A 16488-nucleotide genomic window follows, 5' to 3' on the forward strand; every position below is an offset into this window, starting at 1 on the left:
CACCGCCGGCCTGCGGCCGGCGAGGATCAGAGCAGAACGACATCGAATTGCTCCTGCAGGTACTGCTCGTCCGCCTGGAAGCGGATGCTCTTGCCGAGGAATTCCTCCAGCTCGGCCACCGCCGCGGATTCCTCGTCGGTGATGCGCGCGACCACCTTGGTCGACGCGATCACCAGCAGGCGCGCGGCATCGAACTGGCGCACGGCACGGGTGATCTCGCGGAAGATCTCGTAGGTCACCGTCTCGGTGGTCTTGATGCTGCCGCGGCCGCTGCACTGCGGGCAGGTCTCCGACAGCTGGCGCTCCAGGCTTTCCACCGTGCGCTTGCGGGTCATCTCCACCAGGCCCAGCGGCGAGAAGTCGTACACCGTGGTCTTGGCATGGTCGCGGGCCAGCGCCTTTTCCAGGGTGCGCAGCACCTGGCGGCGATGCTCGGCATCGTCCATGTCGATGAAATCGATGATGATGATGCCGCCCAGGTTGCGCAGCCGCAGCTGCCGTGCCACCGCCTGCGCCGCTTCCAGGTTGGTGCGGAACACCGTCTCTTCCAGGTTGCGCTGGCCGAGGAACGAACCGGTGTTGACGTCGATGGTGGTCATCGCCTCGGTCTGGTCGATCACCAGGTAGCCACCGGATTTCAGCGGCACCTGCTTGTCCAGCGCGCGGCCGATCTCGTCCTCCACCCCGAACATGTCGAAGATCGGGCGATCACCGCTGTACAGCTCGATCTTCTCGGCCAGCACCGGCATGTACTTGGCAACAAAGGCCTGCAACTGCGCGAAGGTCTCCTTGGAGTCCACCTTCACCTTGTCAACGTCCTTGCGGATCAGGTCGCGTACCGATCGCAGCGGCAGGCTCAGGTCTTCATAGATGTTGCTGCACGAGGCCGCTTCGCGGCCACGACGCTCGACCACGTTCCAGACCCGCGACAGGTAGGCGATGTCCTCGGCGATGGCCTCTGCCGGCTGGCCCTCGGCATTGGTACGCACGATGTAGCCGTAGCCCCCGTGCTGCGCCGACAGTTCGGTCACCAGCGCCTTCAGGCGGGCGCGCTCGGTTTCGTCCTCGATGCGCGCCGACACGCCCACCACCTTCGACTGCGGCAGCAGCACCATGTAGCGCGAGGGAATGCTGATCTGCGTGGTCAGGCGTGCGCCCTTGGTCCCGATCGGGTCCTTCACCACCTGCACCACGATGTCCTGGCCGTCACGCAGCAGCTCGACGATCGGCACGCTGGACGGCGGCGGCAGCGTGGTGTTCTCGGTATCGGCACTGGCCACCGGCGCCGGTCGCACCACGTCATTGGCGTGCAGGAACGCGGCGCGCTCCAGCCCGACTTCGACGAAGGCCGCCTGCATGCCGGGCATCACCCGCTGCACCTTGCCCTTGTAGATGTTGCCGACCACACCCCGGCGCCAGCCGCGCTCGATGTGCAGTTCCTGCAGCATGCCGTTCTCGATCACCGCGACCCGGGTTTCGCGCGGGGTCACATTGACCAGGATTTCCTCAGACATCGGCAGCCTCCCTGGCGGCATCGGCAGTTGTGGCCGGCACGCCGCAGCGCGCCAGCAGACGATCGGTATGCAGCAATGGCAGCCCCATGACGCCGGAGTAGCTGCCGGAAAGGTGTTCGATCCAGCGTTCGGCCCCGCCCTGGATGGCGTAGGCACCGGCCTTGTCCAGCGGCTCGCCGGTGGCGACATAGGCGGCGATGTCGGCAGCGTCGATCGGGGCGAAGGTCACTTCGGAAATGACCAGTTCGCTGTCCAGCCCGTCCGCGCCGACCACCACCACGGCGGTCATCACCTGATGGGTACGCCCGGCAAGGCGCGCCAGCATCGCCCGCGCATCGGCGGCGTCAGTGGGCTTTCCGAACACGTCGCCATCCAGCACCACCTCGGTGTCCGAGCCGAGCACGCGCGCCTGCGGGTCATCGGCCAGCACCCGGGCCAGCCCGGCGCGCCTTGTCGGCGGCGACCCGGCAGACATACTGTTCGGCGCTTTCAGCGGGCGCGCTGCTCGACGACCTCCAGGTCCAGGGCCTGGAAGGGGCGTCCGAGTCGGGCCAGCAGCTGGTTGCGTCGGGGGGAGCGGGAAGCAAGATAGAGCATCGGCACAGCATAACCTGAGGCCGCCACCTGAATCGTCGGCAACCCGTCCCGGAACGTGCGCAACCCCGAACGGGCTCACAGCGCGTTCATCGCTACGACACCACCCTCAACGGCACAACAAGGAGTTCTCCATGCGCCTGACCGCCACCCCGCTGCTGCTCGCCCTGTCCCTCGCCCTTGGAACCTCGATGACCGCCCATGCTGCCCCGTCGTCGCCGTCGATCGCCGCCGCGGCCGAAGGCACCCTGCTCAACATCTCGGCCAACGCCGAGGCGACCCGCGTGCCGGACGTCGCCACCCTGTCGGCCGGCGTGGTCACCCAGGCCGCCGACGGCAACAGCGCCATGCGCCAGAACGCCCAGCAGATGGACAAGGTGCTGGCCGCGATCAAGGCCGCCGGCATCGCCGAGCGCGACGTGCAGACCAGCGGCGTCAGCCTGAACCCGCAGTACCGCTATGCCGACAATGAAGCACCGAAGATCACCGGCTACCAGGCCAGCAATACGGTCAGCCTGAAGGTCCGCGACATCGCCAAGCTCGGCAAGGTGCTCGACGCGCTGGCCGCACAGGGTGCCAACCAGATCAATGGCCCCAGCTTCGAGATCGACCAGCCGGAACCGGTCTATGACGAAGCCCGCCTGGCTGCCCTGAAGAAAGCCCAGGCCCGTGCCCAGACCTATGCCAAGTCGCTGGGCCTGCAGGTGCGCCGCATCGTCAGCATTTCCGAGAACGCTGGCGGCGGCTACCGCCCGATGCCGATGATGCGGGCCATGTCGGCCGGCGCGGCGATGGACAAGGCCACCCCGGTCGCACCGGGTGAGTCGACCGTCTCGGTCAACCTGGACGTGGTGTTCGAACTGGGTCGCTGATCCCGTTCGCCATTGCCGACAAAGGCGGATCCCGCAGGGGGTCCGCCTTTTTCATGCCCGCAGCCGGCGTTGGCTGAAGGCCAGCCCAACGATCGCCCCCCTGCCTCTAGGCAGTGGCCGCCCTGTCGCGCTACTGATGGACTGCCAGCCGCGTGCGGCAACCCCGCCACGGGCCCTGGTGCGTTGAGGACTTCGTCACTGGCATGGAGGTGGACCATGGTTCGTACGTATCCCGTTGCATCCCCGCATTTCGACCCCGCCCGCGTTGCCGCCTGGAGCGCGGCCATCGCCCTGCATCTGCTGGCCTTCCTGTTGCTGCTGATCCCGGCGACCTACCAGGCCGTGCAGGTCCCACGTGACAAGACTGCGGTCAGGCTGATCGAGAAGATCCCGCCACCGCCCACGCCGCCGGTTCCGATCACGCCGAAAGAGATCGTCCAGGTGATGCCGAAACCCCGGACGCAGCCGGTAGCACCGCCCCTGCCCGCACCTACCGCGACCGTGGAGGAGACCCAGGGCATCGCACTGCCGGCCGCCGAACCGGCTCCGCCCCAGCTGGCACCGAGCATCGACACCTCCACGCCTCTGGCCGGCGCCCAGCTGCAGTACCGCAGCGCCCCGCCGCCGGCCTACCCGCTGGCGGCACTGCGCAACCGCGAGCAGGGGACGGTGCTGTTGCGGGTAGAGGTGGACTCCCACGGGCAGCCGGCGGTGGTCAGCATCGAGCGCAGCAGTGGCTCGCGCAGCCTGGACCAGGCCGCACGCCAACAGGTGCTCAGGCACTGGCGCTTCGAGCCGGCCCAGCGTGATGGCGTGGCCGTGCCGGCCATCGGCATGGTGCCGGTGCAGTTCTCGCTGCCGGACTGAGGTGATCGCCGGCCCGGCTGCTTGCCGGGCCGGCGCTTCCGTCCGGACGGGTACGGACGGAACAGGATCAACTGTTATTGATTAAGCAAAAATTCACGACTTCGTCACCTGTCGGAAACCTAGATTGGTCCGTCCCGGAATCTTCCGGAGACAGCCCTCAACGCTACGGTTTTCCAGTTAGGAGAGAAGCTGTGAAACACCTGATCCAACGGCCCGCCAGCCGCCGCCGCACCACCCTGGCATCGTCCATCACCCATATCCTTACCGGCGGCACGCTGCTGCTGGTTGGCGCCGTGGCTTCCACCTCCGCTTTCGCGCAGGAAAAGGCCACCAACCTGGACCGCATCACGGTCACCGGTTCGAACATCCCGCGCACCAACACTGAAACACCGTCCCCGGTGCAGGTGGTGACCCGCCAGGAAATCGACCGTACGGGCAAGACCACGGTTGCCGAGTACCTGCAGACACTGACCGCCGACGGTTCCGGCTCCATTCCCAAGACCTTCGGCAACGGCTTTGCCGGCGGTGGTGCCGGCATCTCGCTGCGCGGCTTGGGCGCGGGTTCGACCCTTGTCCTGTTGAATGGTCGCCGCATGGCCACCTACGGCCTGGCCGATGACGGCCAGAAGGTCTTCACCGACCTGAGCACCATCCCGCTCGACGCCGTCGAACGCGTGGAAGTGCTGAAGGACGGCGCCTCGGCGATCTATGGTTCCGACGCCATCGCCGGCGTGGTCAACATCATCCTGCGCAGCGACTTCCAGGGCGCGATCCTCCGGGGCTCCTACGGCCTGTCTGGCGACAGCGATGGCGACGCGAAGAAGGCGACCCTGACCGCCGGTACCGGCGATCTGGCCACCGACGGCTGGAATGCCTTCTTCAGCCTGGATGTGGCAAAGACCGACGCGATCAAGATCAGTGATCGCAAGAACCGCAAGTGGATCGGTACCGGCGATACCCGCCCGTGGGGCTATGGCAACAACGCCCAGTTCCTCGGCGGCGCCTTCCTCAGCGGCAAGACCCGCGGCGGTGTTGGTCCGAACGGTTCGGTGTATGACGATCGCAATGTGACCAAGGACAATCCTGCCTTCCTGGTCGCATTGCCGGGCTGTGCTGGCCTGACCACCATTCCCGGCCAGACCGAGGCTACTGCACAGGCGCAGGGCTGCCTGTGGGATCCGAACCAGCTGTATCGCGATCTGACCCCGGAAGAGAAGTACGTCAACGTGTTTGGCCGTGCCAGCTTCGCGTTTGGTGAAGGTGGCGAGATCTACACCGAAATCGGCTACTCGAAGAAAGAGACCACCTTCAGCAACACCCCGTCCGGCGTATCCGGCAGCTGGGGCTTCCCCGAAGGCCCGGTCAACGGCAACAGTGGCCCGGGCGCAGTGGTGCTGGGCCCGAATCATCCTGACAATCCCATTCCCGGCCAGGCCTCGCGCCTGCGTTATTCGGCGTGGGATGTCGGTCCCCGCGTGACCAACAACACCAATGAGTTCACCCGCTTCCTGGTCGGCGTCAAGGGCAACTGGGGCGACTGGAGCTACGACACCGCCTATCTGCACTCGGGCACTGATCTGGTCAACAAGCGCACCGGCTTTCTCAACTACGACAACGTACGTTGCGCATTGGCCAACCCGAACTGCGCCGGTGGTGTTTGGCGCATCGGTGACAACGCGGGCATGAACTCGCAGGCGTTGTACGACTTCATCTCGCCGGATATCAGCGCCCGCGCCAAGTCCAGCCTGGACATGTTCGACTTCACCGTGTCGCGCAGCCTGATGGACCTGAAGGGTGGCCCGCTGGGCCTGGCATTGGGTACCGAATGGCGCAAGACCAGCAACAGCCTGACCCCGCAGACCTACACCGACAAGGGCCAGATCATCGGCCTGGGCTACTCGGCCTACGACGGCACCCAGAACGTGTACGCAGGCTACGTTGAGCTGTCTGCGCCCGTGCTGGAAACCCTGGAACTGTCCGGTGCGGTTCGCTACGACAAGTACGAGAGCGGTGAAGGCAAGGCCACGCCGAAGATCGGCATCAAGTGGACCCCGGCCGACTGGATCGCACTGCGTGGCAGCTACGCCGAAGGCTTCCGGGCACCCAACCCGGCCGAGAACGGCGATGGTGGCCTGGCAGCGTTCTCCAACGCGTCCGATCCGGTACGTTGCCCGAACGGCAACCCTGCACCGGGTGCCACCGGGGATGACTGCGGTGCCCTGCCGGTGGCCATCATCACCCGCCCGAACAAGGATCTGAAGCCGGAAGAGTCCAAGAGCTACTCGGTGGGTATCGTCCTGCAGCCGACGTCCACGACCTCGCTGACCATCGATGCCTGGCAGATCAAGCGCACCAACGAAATTGCCCAGGGCAGCACCTCCGAAGCCATCGCCGCCGGCAACGTGTTGCGTGACAGCAACCTGCTCAACGGCGTGCCCGGCACCGGCAGCATCCTGGCAGTCAACACGCAGTACATCAATGCCGCATCGACCCGGGTCCGGGGTATCGATACCGATATCCGCCAGACCTTCGACATCGGCCCGGGCCAGCTGGAGATGGACCTGCAGTGGAGCCATGTGCTCAAGTTCGAGCGCACCGATGCCGACGTGACGGTTGACTACGCGGGTACTCACGGCAACTGCGACGTGACCAACTGCATCGGCACCCCGAAGGACCGCATCAACTTCGGCACCACCTGGAGGCAGGGTCCGTGGAGCGTCAGCGGCGTTGCCAACTACATCTCGAAGATGGACAACAAGGACTTCCGTGGTCCGAACGGCTCCTATCTGTTCGCGTATGCAGACGGAACGGACGTCAAGAAGATCTCCTCGTTCACCACCTTCGACCTGTCGGGCCGCTGGAACATCACTGAAGCCTTCGAGTTGAACGCCTCGGTGCAGAACGTGTTCGATCGCATCGCGCCGCTGGATCCGTCCACCTACGGCGGTGTCAACTACAACCCGCTGCACTTCAGTGGTGCCATCGGTCGCTACTTCACCGTCGGTGCCAAGTACACCTTCAAGTAATACAGGCAATACACTTCAACGCAGCAACTTCGAAGGCCCGGGCAGCTGCCCGGGCCTTCGTCGTTCCGCCCCTTGCAGGCATGTTCACGGGCACATGGCTACCGTGTGCACGCGGCATCACCGCCGCAGGGGATCTGCATGGCCGCAACTTCGCAACGCCTGGGCCTGCCCGCGTTGACTGCACTGGTGGTCGGCTCGATGGTCGGCGCCGGCATCTTTTCATTGCCGCAGAACGTGGCGCGCAGCGCCGGGCCTGCCGCCGCGCTGATCGGCTGGGCCCTGAGCGGCGCGGGCATGCTGATGCTGGCCTTCGTATTCCAGGCCCTGGCCAACCGCCGGCCTGATCTCGATACCGGCATCTACGCATACGCACGCGAAGGCTTCGGCAACTACATCGGCTTCTCCGCTGCGTGGGGCTACTGGGTTGCCTCGGTGCTCGGCAACGCCAGCTTCTTCGTGCTGATCTTCAGTGGCCTCGGCCACTTCATGCCCGTGTTCGGCGAAGGCAATACCCCGGCCGCCGTGGCCGCATCCTCATTGCTGTTGTGGACCGTGCACCTGTTGGTGCTGCGTGGCCTGCGCACTGCCGCCATCGTCAACGGCCTGGTGACCGTGGCCAAGCTGCTGCCGATCGCCCTGTTCCTGGTCCTGGCCGCCGGCGCGTTCCGCATGGACGTGTTCCGCGCCGATTTCCTCGGCGCGCCTGCACTCGGCGACCTCGGCCAGCAGCTGCGCGGCATGATGCTGGTGACCGTGTGGGTGTTCATTGGCATCGAGGGCGCCAGCATCTACTCGCGGCGCGCCGCACGCCGTGCCGACGTGGGTCGCGCCACGGTGATCGGCGTCCTCGGCGTGTGGCTGCTGCTGGTGCTGGTCAGCCTGTTGTCGATGGGCGTGCTGTCGCAGGCGGAACTGGCCGGGCTGCCCAATCCGTCGATGGCCTATGTGCTGCGCGCCATTGTCGGCGAATGGGGCGCGACGGTGATCATCATCGGTTCGATCATCTCCGTTCTCGGTGCATTGCTGGCCTGGGTGCTGCTGTGCGCCGAAGTGCTCTATGCCGCCGCAGGTAACGGCACCATGCCGGCCTTCCTGGGGCGTGAGAACGCGCGCGGGGTGCCGGCCAATGCACTGTGGTTGAGCAACGGGCTGATCCAGTTGTTCCTGCTGCTGGTGCTGGTCAATTCCGGCAGCTATACCGGGCTGGTGCTGCTGGCCGCGTCGATGAGCCTGGTGCCCTACTTCCTGTCCACGGCATTCGGCGTACAGCTGGCCTGGCGTGGGCAGGCCTATGCCGGTGAACCAGGCGTGCGCTGGCGCGATTTCGTGGTCGCACTGCTGGCCAGCGCCTATGCGCTGTGGCTGGTGTATGCAGGCGGGCTGGACAACCTGCTGCTGTCGGTACTGCTGTACGTGCCCGGCGTGGTGTTGTTCGCATTGACCCGGCACCAACGCGGCGAACAGGTATTTACGCGTTGGGAAGGGGTATTGTTCGCTGCGATCCTGGTTGTGGCGGTTGCTACGCTGGTGGCGTTCTGGCGAGGCAATCTCACGCTGTAGACCCGAGTCCAGGCTCGGCTGGTTCATCCGCAGCAGCCGAGCATGGCTCGGCTCCACAACAGCAGTCGCGCAACCTCGACGCTACAAAGACGCAAAAAAAAACCTGCATCTCGCGATGCAGGTTTTTCAAGGTGGCGCCCGAAGTTGGACTCGAACCAACGACCCCCTGATTAACAGTCAAGTGCTCTAACCGGCTGAGCTATTCGGGCAGACGACTAGTATAACCACTCTTCACGCGCGATGGTAGGGGTGATTGGCAATCATTGCGGCAGCCCGATACAGCTGCTCGGCCACCACCAGGCGCACCAGCATGTGCGGCAGCGTCAGCGGGCCGATCGACCACTTCTCATCGGCCAGCGCGGACACCTCCGGCGAATGCCCTTCCGGGCCACCGATCAGGAACGCCAGGTCCCTTCCCTGCCCACGCCAGTGTTCCAGGCGCTGCGCCAGCTGTTCGGAACTCAGCTGTCGCCCTGGCACATCCAGCGCCACTACATAGGCATTCTTCGGCAGCGCAGCGATGACCCGCTTGCCTTCATCTTCGGTGGCGCGGCGCGGATCGCGCCCCTTGCCACGCAGGCCGGGCTCGATTTCCACCAGCTCGAACGGCAGCCAGTGCGACAGCCGCTTCTGGTACTCGGCGAAGCCCTGCGCCACCCAGCTGGGGGCGCGTTCACCGGTGGCGATCAGGCGGGCTTTCATCAACGGTCCTCCAAAACGTCGACGGCGCCATCGGCGCCGTCGAAGGGATGCATCAACGTGTGGCTCAGGCCACTTCGTCGTCGCTGGACGGCGGCTGGTCACCGACGGTCCACAGGCGCTCGAGGGCGTAGAACTCACGCACGCGCGGCAGCATCACATGGACGATCACGTCGCCCAGATCGACCAGCACCCACTCGGCTTCGCGCTCGCCTTCCACGCCCAGCGGCATCACGTCGATGTTCTTGGCGAAGCGCACGACTTCGTCGGCAATCGACTTGACGTGGCGGGTCGAGGTGCCCGAAACGACGATCATGTAGTCGGCAACGCTGGACCGGCCGCGCACGTCGATCTCGACCAGGTCCTTGGCCTTCAAGTCTTCGGTGGCTTGGCGGACGCTGGCCAGCAGTTCCGGCACGGACGGCGGCGGGCTGGGCAGATCGACCTTGATGGTCTGGGGCTGGGTCTGGTTGCTCAAAGTGGATCGACTCGATAAACGTGGGGGCGATTATACGGGGATGGCGCCGCTGCGCCATTCACGGCCTGGCCGGGCGGTACAGCCCGTGTGCAGCCACATAGTCCGCCACGCCGGGGGGCAGCAGGGCGCGCCAGGGGCCGCCGGCGGCGATCTGCGAGCGCACGGCGCTGGCCGATTCCTCGCGCAGCGGGTGGTGCAGCCGCAGGATGCGCCCGGCCGGGCTGGCGAACAGGGCCTGCTCGGTGTCGGCCCAACGCCCTTCCAGCGCCCGGCCCAGCTCGCCATCCACCGCGGCCTGCAACGGACTACCCGGGCGCTCCGCCACCACGAAATGAGCCAGCCCGAACAACGCCTCCCATTCGTGCCAGCTGGACAGGCCAAGCAGGCTGTCGGCGCCGACCAGCCAGGCCAGCGGCCGGCTCGGCCCCAGCTCGCCGCGCAGCTCGCGCAGGGTGTCCACGGTGTAGGACGGCCGACCGGGGAAACGCGCCGCGCGTTCCAGCTCGCGCCGGTCCAGCAGCAGGCCTGGTTCGTCGCCGATGGCCAGCGACAGCATGGTGCAGCGCTGCTCGGCCGTGGCGCCGGGCACGGCACGGTGCGGCGGATCGGCCGCCGGCAGCATGCGCACGGCAACCTGCAGTTCGTCACGGGCAGCCCGCGCGATCGCCAGGTGCCCGAGGTGCACCGGATCAAAGGTGCCCCCGTAGTAGATCCGCAGGCTCATTGCTCAGGCCCGCGCCAGCAGGCGCACGGCACGCGGTTCGGCCACAGCCACCAGCAGGCGCTCCAGCGCCAGCCAGGCATCGCCGTCGGCGCGCCCCTTGGCGATACGGTCGACCAGTCCCGCTTCAGCCACGAAGCGCTCCCAGCGCTTGCTTTCCGGATGCCGCTGCAGCGCGCTTGTACGGCGCCTGCCGCGATTCCCAGATGCCGCGCGATTTCATTTCGGCGGCCAGGTTGCCACCCCGGGCCTGCACCCGGGCCAGGCCAGCACCGGCCAGCAGCTCGCGGATCACCATCGGCATCAACGCAGCCACCGCCTCACCCTCGCCTCGCAGGCCGGCCAGCATGCGCAGCACCGCCGGCGGTTGCCCGGAGAATGTCGCCTCCACCAGCCGGAACACGTCATAGCGGGCGGCGTCGGCCACCAGCGACTCCATGCGCTCCACATCCAGCTGCTGGCCATCGGCCAACAGCGCCAGCTTGTCAATTTCCTGGGCGGCAGCCAGCAGGTTGCCTTCCACCCGCTCGGCCAGGCGCTGCACGGCGGCCGGGTCCGCGCGCAGGCCCTTGCCACGCAGGCGGCGCTCGATCCAGTCCGGCAGTTCGTGCGGCTTGATCGCCCACGCCACCGACAGCACGCCGATGCGGTTGACCGCTTCGGCCCACTTGCCCTGGTGCGCCTTGCTCCATTCGTTGGCGGTGATCATCAACACCACGTCCGGCGCCGGATTGGCGCAGAACTGGCTGATCACCTCGGCACCGTCCTTGCCCGGCTTGCCGCTGGGCAGGCGCACCTCGACCAGGCGACGGGCGCTGAACAGGCTGGGGGCATTGAAACTGGCGTCGAGCTGGTTCCAGTCAAAATCACGCCCATCGGCGTCGAACACTTCACGTTCGCCAATGCCCGAGGCGCGCGCACGCGCGCGGATGGCGTCGGCCGCCTCCAGCACGCGCAGGGTTTCCGGGCCGGCAATCAGGTAGACCGGCGCCAGCGCGGTATCAGCGCCCTGGCTGGCCAGCTGCTCCGGACGCAGTTCCATGCGCGCGGCTCAGTGCTTGGCTGCGGGGACCGGCTCGGCCGGTACCGCGCCTTCGATCGGCTTGTCCTTCGGCGCCGACAGGCTGCCGCCCTTCTCGATCTCGGCACGCACCACGCTGTCGATGCGGCGGATGATCGAGGCGGACATTTCCCGGCGCAGTTCATTGGCCAGGATTTCACGTTCGGTGGTGGTACCGGTGGCGTCGGTCGGCGGCGACACGTAGTCGCGCGACAGCTCGATCACCTGCTGGGGCACCAGTTCGCTGCCGTCTTCGCGACGGAAGATGAAGATCACCGCGTAGCGCAGGCTGTATTCCTGCGCACGGCCCTGCGAGTCGATGGCGATCGGCAGGTCGCCCCAGCGCTCGGACAGTACCTGCAGCTGGGCGCTGGGCTCCTTGCTGTCCTCATCGGCCAGCCTGGCGCCGGAGGCCAGCAGGCTGCGGTTGAGCAGCTTGACCAGTTCGCTGTACGGCGCAGTGGAAACCACCTTCACCGGTGCCGTGTCGGTCGGCAGCATCAGCTTGTTGCGCAGATGGAAACCGCAGCCGGCAAGGCCGAGGACAAGAACGAGGGCAAGCAGGATTCGGGTCATGGAGACAGTCTGGCGGAGCCGGGCGATCACGGCAACACACAGCGTGCCCGAAGCCGCGTGAATGCAGGGCCATCAAACGCCGGGCCCTGCACCGGAATGGTACCGGCCACCACGCGGGTGGCCGGTACGGGGTACATCAGGCGGCGACGATGTTCACGATCTTGCCCGGCACGATGATGATCTTGCGCACCGTCAGGCCTTCCATGAACTTGGCCGCGTTGGGCTCGGCCAGGGCCAGCGCCTCGACCTGCTCGCGCGCGGCGTCGGCCGCCACGTCGATTGTGCCACGCAGCTTGCCGTTGACCTGCACGGCCAGGGTCAGCGCGTCGCGCACCAGCGCACCGGCATCGGCCTGCGGGAACGGCTGGTCTTCCAGCAGGGTCTCGCCATGGCCCAGCACCTGCCACAGGGCATGGCTGGCGTGCGGGGTGATCGGGTTGAGCAGCAGCACGATGGCCTGCAGCGCTTCCTGGCGCACCGCGCGCCCCTGCGCACTGCCGTCCTCGAACTTGGCCAGCGCGTTCATCAGTTCCATCACCGCGGCAATGGCGGTGTTGAAGCTGTGGCGGCGGCCATAGTCGTCACCGACCTTGCCGATGGTCTCGTGGGTCTTGCGGCGCAGTGCCTTCTGGTTGGCATCCAGTGCTGCAACATCCAGCGCCGGAGCGGCGCCATCGGCAGCATGCTTCTGCACCTGGGCCCACAGGCGGCGCAGGAAGCGGGCCATGCCATCCACACCGGCTTCGTTCCACTCCAGCGACTGTTCCGGCGGCGCGGCGAACATCGAGAACAGGCGCACGGTGTCGGCGCCGTACTTGTCGACCATCGCCTGCGGGTCCACGCCGTTGTTCTTCGACTTGGACATCTTCTCGGTGCCACCGACCACCACCGGCTGGCCGTCGGCGATCAGGGTCGCGCCGGTGATGCGGCCGCGCTCGTCGCGCTGCACTTCCACATCGGCCGGGTTGATCCAGTCCTTCGAGCCATCCGGGTTCGGGCGGTAGTAGGTCTCGGCAATCACCATGCCCTGGCACAGCAGATTGCGCGCCGGTTCGTTGCTGTCCACCATCCGCGCGTCGCGCAGCAGCTTGTGGTAGAAGCGGAAATACATCAGGTGCAGGATCGCGTGCTCGATGCCACCGATGTACTGGTCCACCGGCAGCCAGTAGTTGCCGCGCTTGTCGACGGCATCACGGGCACCCGGCGAGGTGTAGCGGGCGTAGTACCAGCTCGACTCCATGAAGGTGTCGAAGGTGTCGGTCTCGCGCTCGGCCGCGCCACCGCAGTCCGGGCAGGTGGTCTTGCGCCATTCCGGATCGGTCTTGATCGGCGAACCGGTACCCGAGAATGCCACGTCCTCCGGCAGCACCACCGGCAGCTGTTCTTCCGGCACCGGCACCGCGCCGCACTTGGCGCAGTAGATCACCGGAATCGGGCAGCCCCAGTAGCGCTGGCGGCTCACGCCCCAGTCGCGCAGGCGGTAGTTGACGCGGCGCTGGCCCTGGGCCTTGCGCTCGAATCGTTCGGCCAGGGCTTCGAAGGCACCCTGGAAATCCAGGCCATCGAACTCGGCCGAGTTGACCAGCTCGAAGGCACGGCTCTTGTCGCTGTACCAGTCCTGCCAGCGGCTGCCATCCCAGGTGCGCTCTTCTTCGGTGCGCGCATCCTTCAGCGCGATCACCTGCTTGATCGGCAGGCCGTACTTGTTGGCCACTTCGTTGTCGCGCTGGTCATGACCCGGCACGGCCATCACCGCGCCGGTGCCGTAGCCCATCAGCACGAAGTTGGCGACCCACACCGGCACCGGCTCGCCGGTGACCGGATGCAGCGCACGCAGGCCGGTGTCCATGCCGCGCTTTTCCTGGGTTTCCAGTTCCGCCTCGGACACGCCACCCTGCTTCAGGTCGGCCAGCATCGCGGCCAGTTCCGGGTTGTTCTTCGCCGCATGCAGCGCCAGCGGATGTTCGGCGGCGATCGACACGAAGGTCACGCCCATCACGGTATCCGGACGGGTGGTGAACACGCGCAGCGGATCCAGCACGCCGCCGTCAACGTCACGTACGTCGAACTGGATTTCCAGGCCCTCGGAGCGGCCGATCCAGTTGCGCTGCATGGTCTTGACCGAATCCGGCCAGCCGTCCAGCTCGTCCAGGCCGTCCAGCAGTTCCTGGGCGTAATCGGTGATGCGCAGGAACCACTGCGGAATCTCGCGCTTCTCGACCAGGGCGCCGGAGCGCCAGCCGCGGCCGTCAATCACCTGCTCGTTGGCCAGCACGGTCTGGTCGACCGGGTCCCAGTTCACCACCGCATTGCGGCGGTAGGCCAGGCCCTTGCGCATCAGGCGGGTGAACATGCGCTGCTCGTGGACGTAGTAGTCCGGGCGGCAGGTGGCGAACTCGCGCGACCAGTCAACGGCATAGCCCATGGCCTTGAACTGGCCACGCATGTGCTCGATGTTCTTGTAGGTCCAGGCCGCCGGTGCGGTCTTGTTCTTGATCGCGGCGTTTTCCGCCGGCAGGCCGAACGCGTCCCAGCCCATCGGCTGCAGCACGTTGTGGCCGGTCATGCGCTTGTAGCGGCTGATCACGTCGCCGATCGTGTAATTGCGCACGTGGCCCATGTGCAGCGCACCGGACGGGTACGGAAGCATCGACAGGCAGTAGTACTTCGGCTTGTCCGAAGTCTCGTCGACTTCGAAGGCACGGGTGGCGTCCCAGTACTGCTGGGCGGCGGATTCAACCTGCTGCGGGTCGTAGGCGTTGGTTTCAGCGCTGGTCATGGAACACGCGGATGCGGCGGCAAAGCGGTACAGCGTACCGCAGTGCGGCAAACGTCTCCAATCCCGCCCGCTGAAGGCCGGCTCCGCGAGCGCCCGAGGCCGGTCTCAGCGCGGCCGCGACAACGGCAGGGCCAGGGCCAGCCAGGCCGTCCAGCAGGCGAACGCAAGCCGTTGTGCCAGCGGCGCCGCCAACACGCCCTGCAGGGCAAACGCCGCCAGCGCGGCCAGTACGCCACAGGCGAGCGCCACTGCGCCCAGCGCGCGGCCATGCGCCTGGCGCAACTGCGACGTGCCCAGCAACAGGGTCCCGGCAACGAAACCCAGCACCCAGATCATCCAGGCGCTGGCATGCAGCTGGCTGGCCGGCCCGTGCAGGTCATCCACATCCAGCGGCAGCAGCCCCATCGCGGCGAACGCCAACCCGGCCAGCAGCAGCATCTGGCTGCCCACCCGGGGCGCCCAGCCGGCGGTTGCCGACAGCCCACGGCGCAGGCACTCGGCCACAACCACCGCCAGCAGGCCCGGCAGCACGAAGCCCAGCAGATTGAAGGCCAGCGCATGCGGCACCCCCTGTGCTCCCAGCAGCGCCACCGGGTGGCGAGCCTGTGCGTAGCCTTCCAGGCCGGCGCCGAAACCGAGCACCGCCAGCACGAACAGCAGTGCGGCGACCAGACCGGACAGGCGCAGCAACGGGGACAGGGACGACATGCAGGCTCCGGAAAGGACGGCGACAGGAAGGCGGCATTGTCAGGCATTTACTACAACCCGGGTTGAGACCGGCATCGATCGTCACCATAGAATCAGTCTCCAGACGCCAAACGATGCTTCCCCCCATGACCGAGACGACCTACGTATTCGACGCCACCACTGCGACCTTCGAGGCCGAAGTCCTGCAGAAGTCGCTGCAGACGCCGGTGCTGGTCGACTTCTGGGCCACCTGGTGCGGGCCGTGCAAGACCCTGGGGCCGATGCTGGAAAAGCTGGCAGCCGAGTACAACGGCGCCTTCGAACTGGCCAAGGTCGACGTCGACAAGGAACAGCAGATCGCCGCCGCCTTCCAGATCCGCTCGGTGCCGACCGTGTTCCTGGTCAAGGGCGGCCAGCTGGTGGACGGCTTCCCGGGGGCCATCCCGGAAGGCCAGCTGCGTGAATTCCTGGCCCAGCACGGCATCGTGCCGGCCGACATCGGCGACGCCGTCGCCGAAGACGAAGCGCCGCTGGACCCGCAGGCGCAGGTGGACGTGCTGCGCGCGCAGATCGCCGCCGAGCCGGACAAGGACGAGCTGAAGCTCGACCTGGCGCTGGCCCTGCTGCAGATCGGTGGCGTGGATGAAGCCGGTCTGCTGATCGATGGCCTGCCCGCCAATCTGGCCACCGACGACCGTGCCGTGCGTGCACGCGCCCGGCTGGCCTTCGCCTCGGCCCTGAAGGACGCCCCGGCCGCCGAAGTGCTGGACGCGCGCATCGCCGCCGATGGCAAGGACCTCAACGCACGCCACCTGCGTGGCGTACAGCTGCTGCTCGGTGGCCACGACGAAGCCGCGCTGGCCCAGTTTCTGGAAATGCTGCGGATCGACCGCACGTTCGAGGACGGACTGCCGCGCAAGGCCCTGATCGACGCCTTCAATGTGATCTCCGACGAGGACCTGGTCGGCCAGTACCGCCGCCGGATGGCCTCCCTGCTGTTCTGAACGGGAACCCACTTCGTTCAGAATCCCTGCACTGAACGCGGGCAATAATGC

At 66.7% G+C, this 16488-nt stretch carries 12 protein-coding genes, 1 tRNA gene and 2 pseudogenes; 5 read left to right on the forward strand and 10 right to left on the reverse strand.

The features are described from left to right. Positions 1–26 precede the first annotated feature (26 nt). Positions 27–1514: a ribonuclease G gene (rng, locus tag ACZK2V_RS16615; protein ID WP_010482960.1), complete on the reverse strand. Its 1488-nt coding sequence runs from the start codon at positions 1512–1514 to the stop codon at positions 27–29. Then, positions 1507–2111: pseudogene (locus ACZK2V_RS16620) on the reverse strand (Maf family nucleotide pyrophosphatase). The gene rng and the pseudogene ACZK2V_RS16620 overlap by 8 nt, the downstream one beginning before the upstream one ends. A gap of 131 nt (positions 2112–2242) precedes the next feature. Here ACZK2V_RS16620 and ACZK2V_RS16625 point away from each other — a divergent pair. The 4 genes from ACZK2V_RS16625 to ACZK2V_RS16640 all read left to right on the forward strand — a co-directional run bounded on the left by ACZK2V_RS16625 (position 2243) and on the right by ACZK2V_RS16640 (position 8433). Further along, positions 2243–2980, forward strand: coding sequence for an SIMPL domain-containing protein (locus ACZK2V_RS16625; protein ID WP_054172258.1), 738 nt, complete (start codon positions 2243–2245; stop codon positions 2978–2980). Between the two features lie 216 nt (positions 2981–3196). Continuing rightward, on the forward strand, positions 3197–3847 hold the full coding sequence (locus ACZK2V_RS16630; RefSeq protein ID WP_032128989.1) for an energy transducer TonB: 651 nt from the start codon (positions 3197–3199) through the stop codon (positions 3845–3847). Between the two features lie 191 nt (positions 3848–4038). Further along, positions 4039–6873, forward strand: coding sequence for a TonB-dependent receptor (locus ACZK2V_RS16635; protein WP_032128988.1), 2835 nt, complete (start codon positions 4039–4041; stop codon positions 6871–6873). A 138-nt stretch (positions 6874–7011) separates the two neighbouring features. Continuing rightward, on the forward strand, positions 7012–8433 hold the full coding sequence (locus tag ACZK2V_RS16640) for a basic amino acid/polyamine antiporter (RefSeq protein WP_486322598.1): 1422 nt from the start codon (positions 7012–7014) through the stop codon (positions 8431–8433). A 132-nt stretch (positions 8434–8565) separates the two neighbouring features. On the opposite strand, the gene ACZK2V_RS16645 is transcribed toward ACZK2V_RS16640, so the two are convergent. The 8 genes and pseudogenes from ACZK2V_RS16645 to ACZK2V_RS16680 form a co-directional block, all read right to left on the reverse strand. Next, positions 8566–8642: transfer RNA gene (locus ACZK2V_RS16645), tRNA-Asn, on the reverse strand. Between the two features lie 22 nt (positions 8643–8664). Then, on the reverse strand, positions 8665–9135 hold the full coding sequence (rlmH, locus tag ACZK2V_RS16650; protein ID WP_005418108.1) for a 23S rRNA (pseudouridine(1915)-N(3))-methyltransferase RlmH: 471 nt from the start codon (positions 9133–9135) through the stop codon (positions 8665–8667). Between the two features lie 64 nt (positions 9136–9199). Beyond that, positions 9200–9610 (reverse strand): ribosome silencing factor, encoded by a 411-nt coding sequence (gene rsfS / locus ACZK2V_RS16655; RefSeq protein WP_005418109.1) that lies wholly within the window; start codon positions 9608–9610, stop codon positions 9200–9202. 58 nt (positions 9611–9668) lie between these two features. Then, positions 9669–10334: a nicotinate-nucleotide adenylyltransferase gene (gene nadD / locus ACZK2V_RS16660; protein WP_049421058.1), complete on the reverse strand. Its 666-nt coding sequence runs from the start codon at positions 10332–10334 to the stop codon at positions 9669–9671. A gap of 3 nt (positions 10335–10337) precedes the next feature. Continuing rightward, positions 10338–11373 (reverse strand): annotated as a pseudogene (holA, locus tag ACZK2V_RS16665) (DNA polymerase III subunit delta). Between the two features lie 9 nt (positions 11374–11382). Continuing rightward, complete coding sequence (locus tag ACZK2V_RS16670) at positions 11383–11967, reverse strand: LPS-assembly lipoprotein LptE (protein WP_032128984.1); 585 nt, start codon at positions 11965–11967, stop codon at positions 11383–11385. Between the two features lie 136 nt (positions 11968–12103). Continuing rightward, positions 12104–14746, reverse strand: a complete 2643-nt coding sequence (gene leuS / locus ACZK2V_RS16675; RefSeq protein WP_032128983.1) for a leucine--tRNA ligase — start codon at positions 14744–14746, stop codon at positions 12104–12106. A gap of 105 nt (positions 14747–14851) precedes the next feature. Next, positions 14852–15454, reverse strand: a complete 603-nt coding sequence (locus ACZK2V_RS16680) for a DUF998 domain-containing protein (protein ID WP_049421055.1) — start codon at positions 15452–15454, stop codon at positions 14852–14854. A gap of 125 nt (positions 15455–15579) precedes the next feature. On the opposite strand from ACZK2V_RS16680, the gene trxA reads away from it, so the two are divergent. After that, on the forward strand, positions 15580–16437 hold the full coding sequence (gene trxA, locus ACZK2V_RS16685) for a thioredoxin (RefSeq protein WP_049421054.1): 858 nt from the start codon (positions 15580–15582) through the stop codon (positions 16435–16437). Positions 16438–16488: the final 51 nt, after the last annotated feature.

This window comes from Stenotrophomonas sp. 93052_Sma, assembly GCF_056481145.1.

Bases quoted from the DNA above. Each gene is read 5' to 3' on its own strand.
- rng (WP_010482960.1), bottom strand. From the start codon at position 1,514: ATGTCTGAGGAAATCCTGGTCAATGTGACCCCGCGCGAAACCCGGGTC.
- ACZK2V_RS16625 (WP_054172258.1), top strand. From the start codon at position 2,243: ATGCGCCTGACCGCCACCCCGCTGCTGCTCGCCCTGTCCCTCGCCCTT.
- ACZK2V_RS16630 (WP_032128989.1), top strand. From the start codon at position 3,197: ATGGTTCGTACGTATCCCGTTGCATCCCCGCATTTCGACCCCGCCCGC.
- ACZK2V_RS16640 (WP_486322598.1), top strand. From the start codon at position 7,012: ATGGCCGCAACTTCGCAACGCCTGGGCCTGCCCGCGTTGACTGCACTG.
- rlmH (WP_005418108.1), bottom strand. From the start codon at position 9,135: ATGAAAGCCCGCCTGATCGCCACCGGTGAACGCGCCCCCAGCTGGGTG.
- nadD (WP_049421058.1), bottom strand. From the start codon at position 10,334: ATGAGCCTGCGGATCTACTACGGGGGCACCTTTGATCCGGTGCACCTC.
- ACZK2V_RS16670 (WP_032128984.1), bottom strand. From the start codon at position 11,967: ATGACCCGAATCCTGCTTGCCCTCGTTCTTGTCCTCGGCCTTGCCGGC.
- leuS (WP_032128983.1), bottom strand. From the start codon at position 14,746: ATGACCAGCGCTGAAACCAACGCCTACGACCCGCAGCAGGTTGAATCC.
- ACZK2V_RS16680 (WP_049421055.1), bottom strand. From the start codon at position 15,454: ATGTCGTCCCTGTCCCCGTTGCTGCGCCTGTCCGGTCTGGTCGCCGCA.
- trxA (WP_049421054.1), top strand. From the start codon at position 15,580: ATGACCGAGACGACCTACGTATTCGACGCCACCACTGCGACCTTCGAG.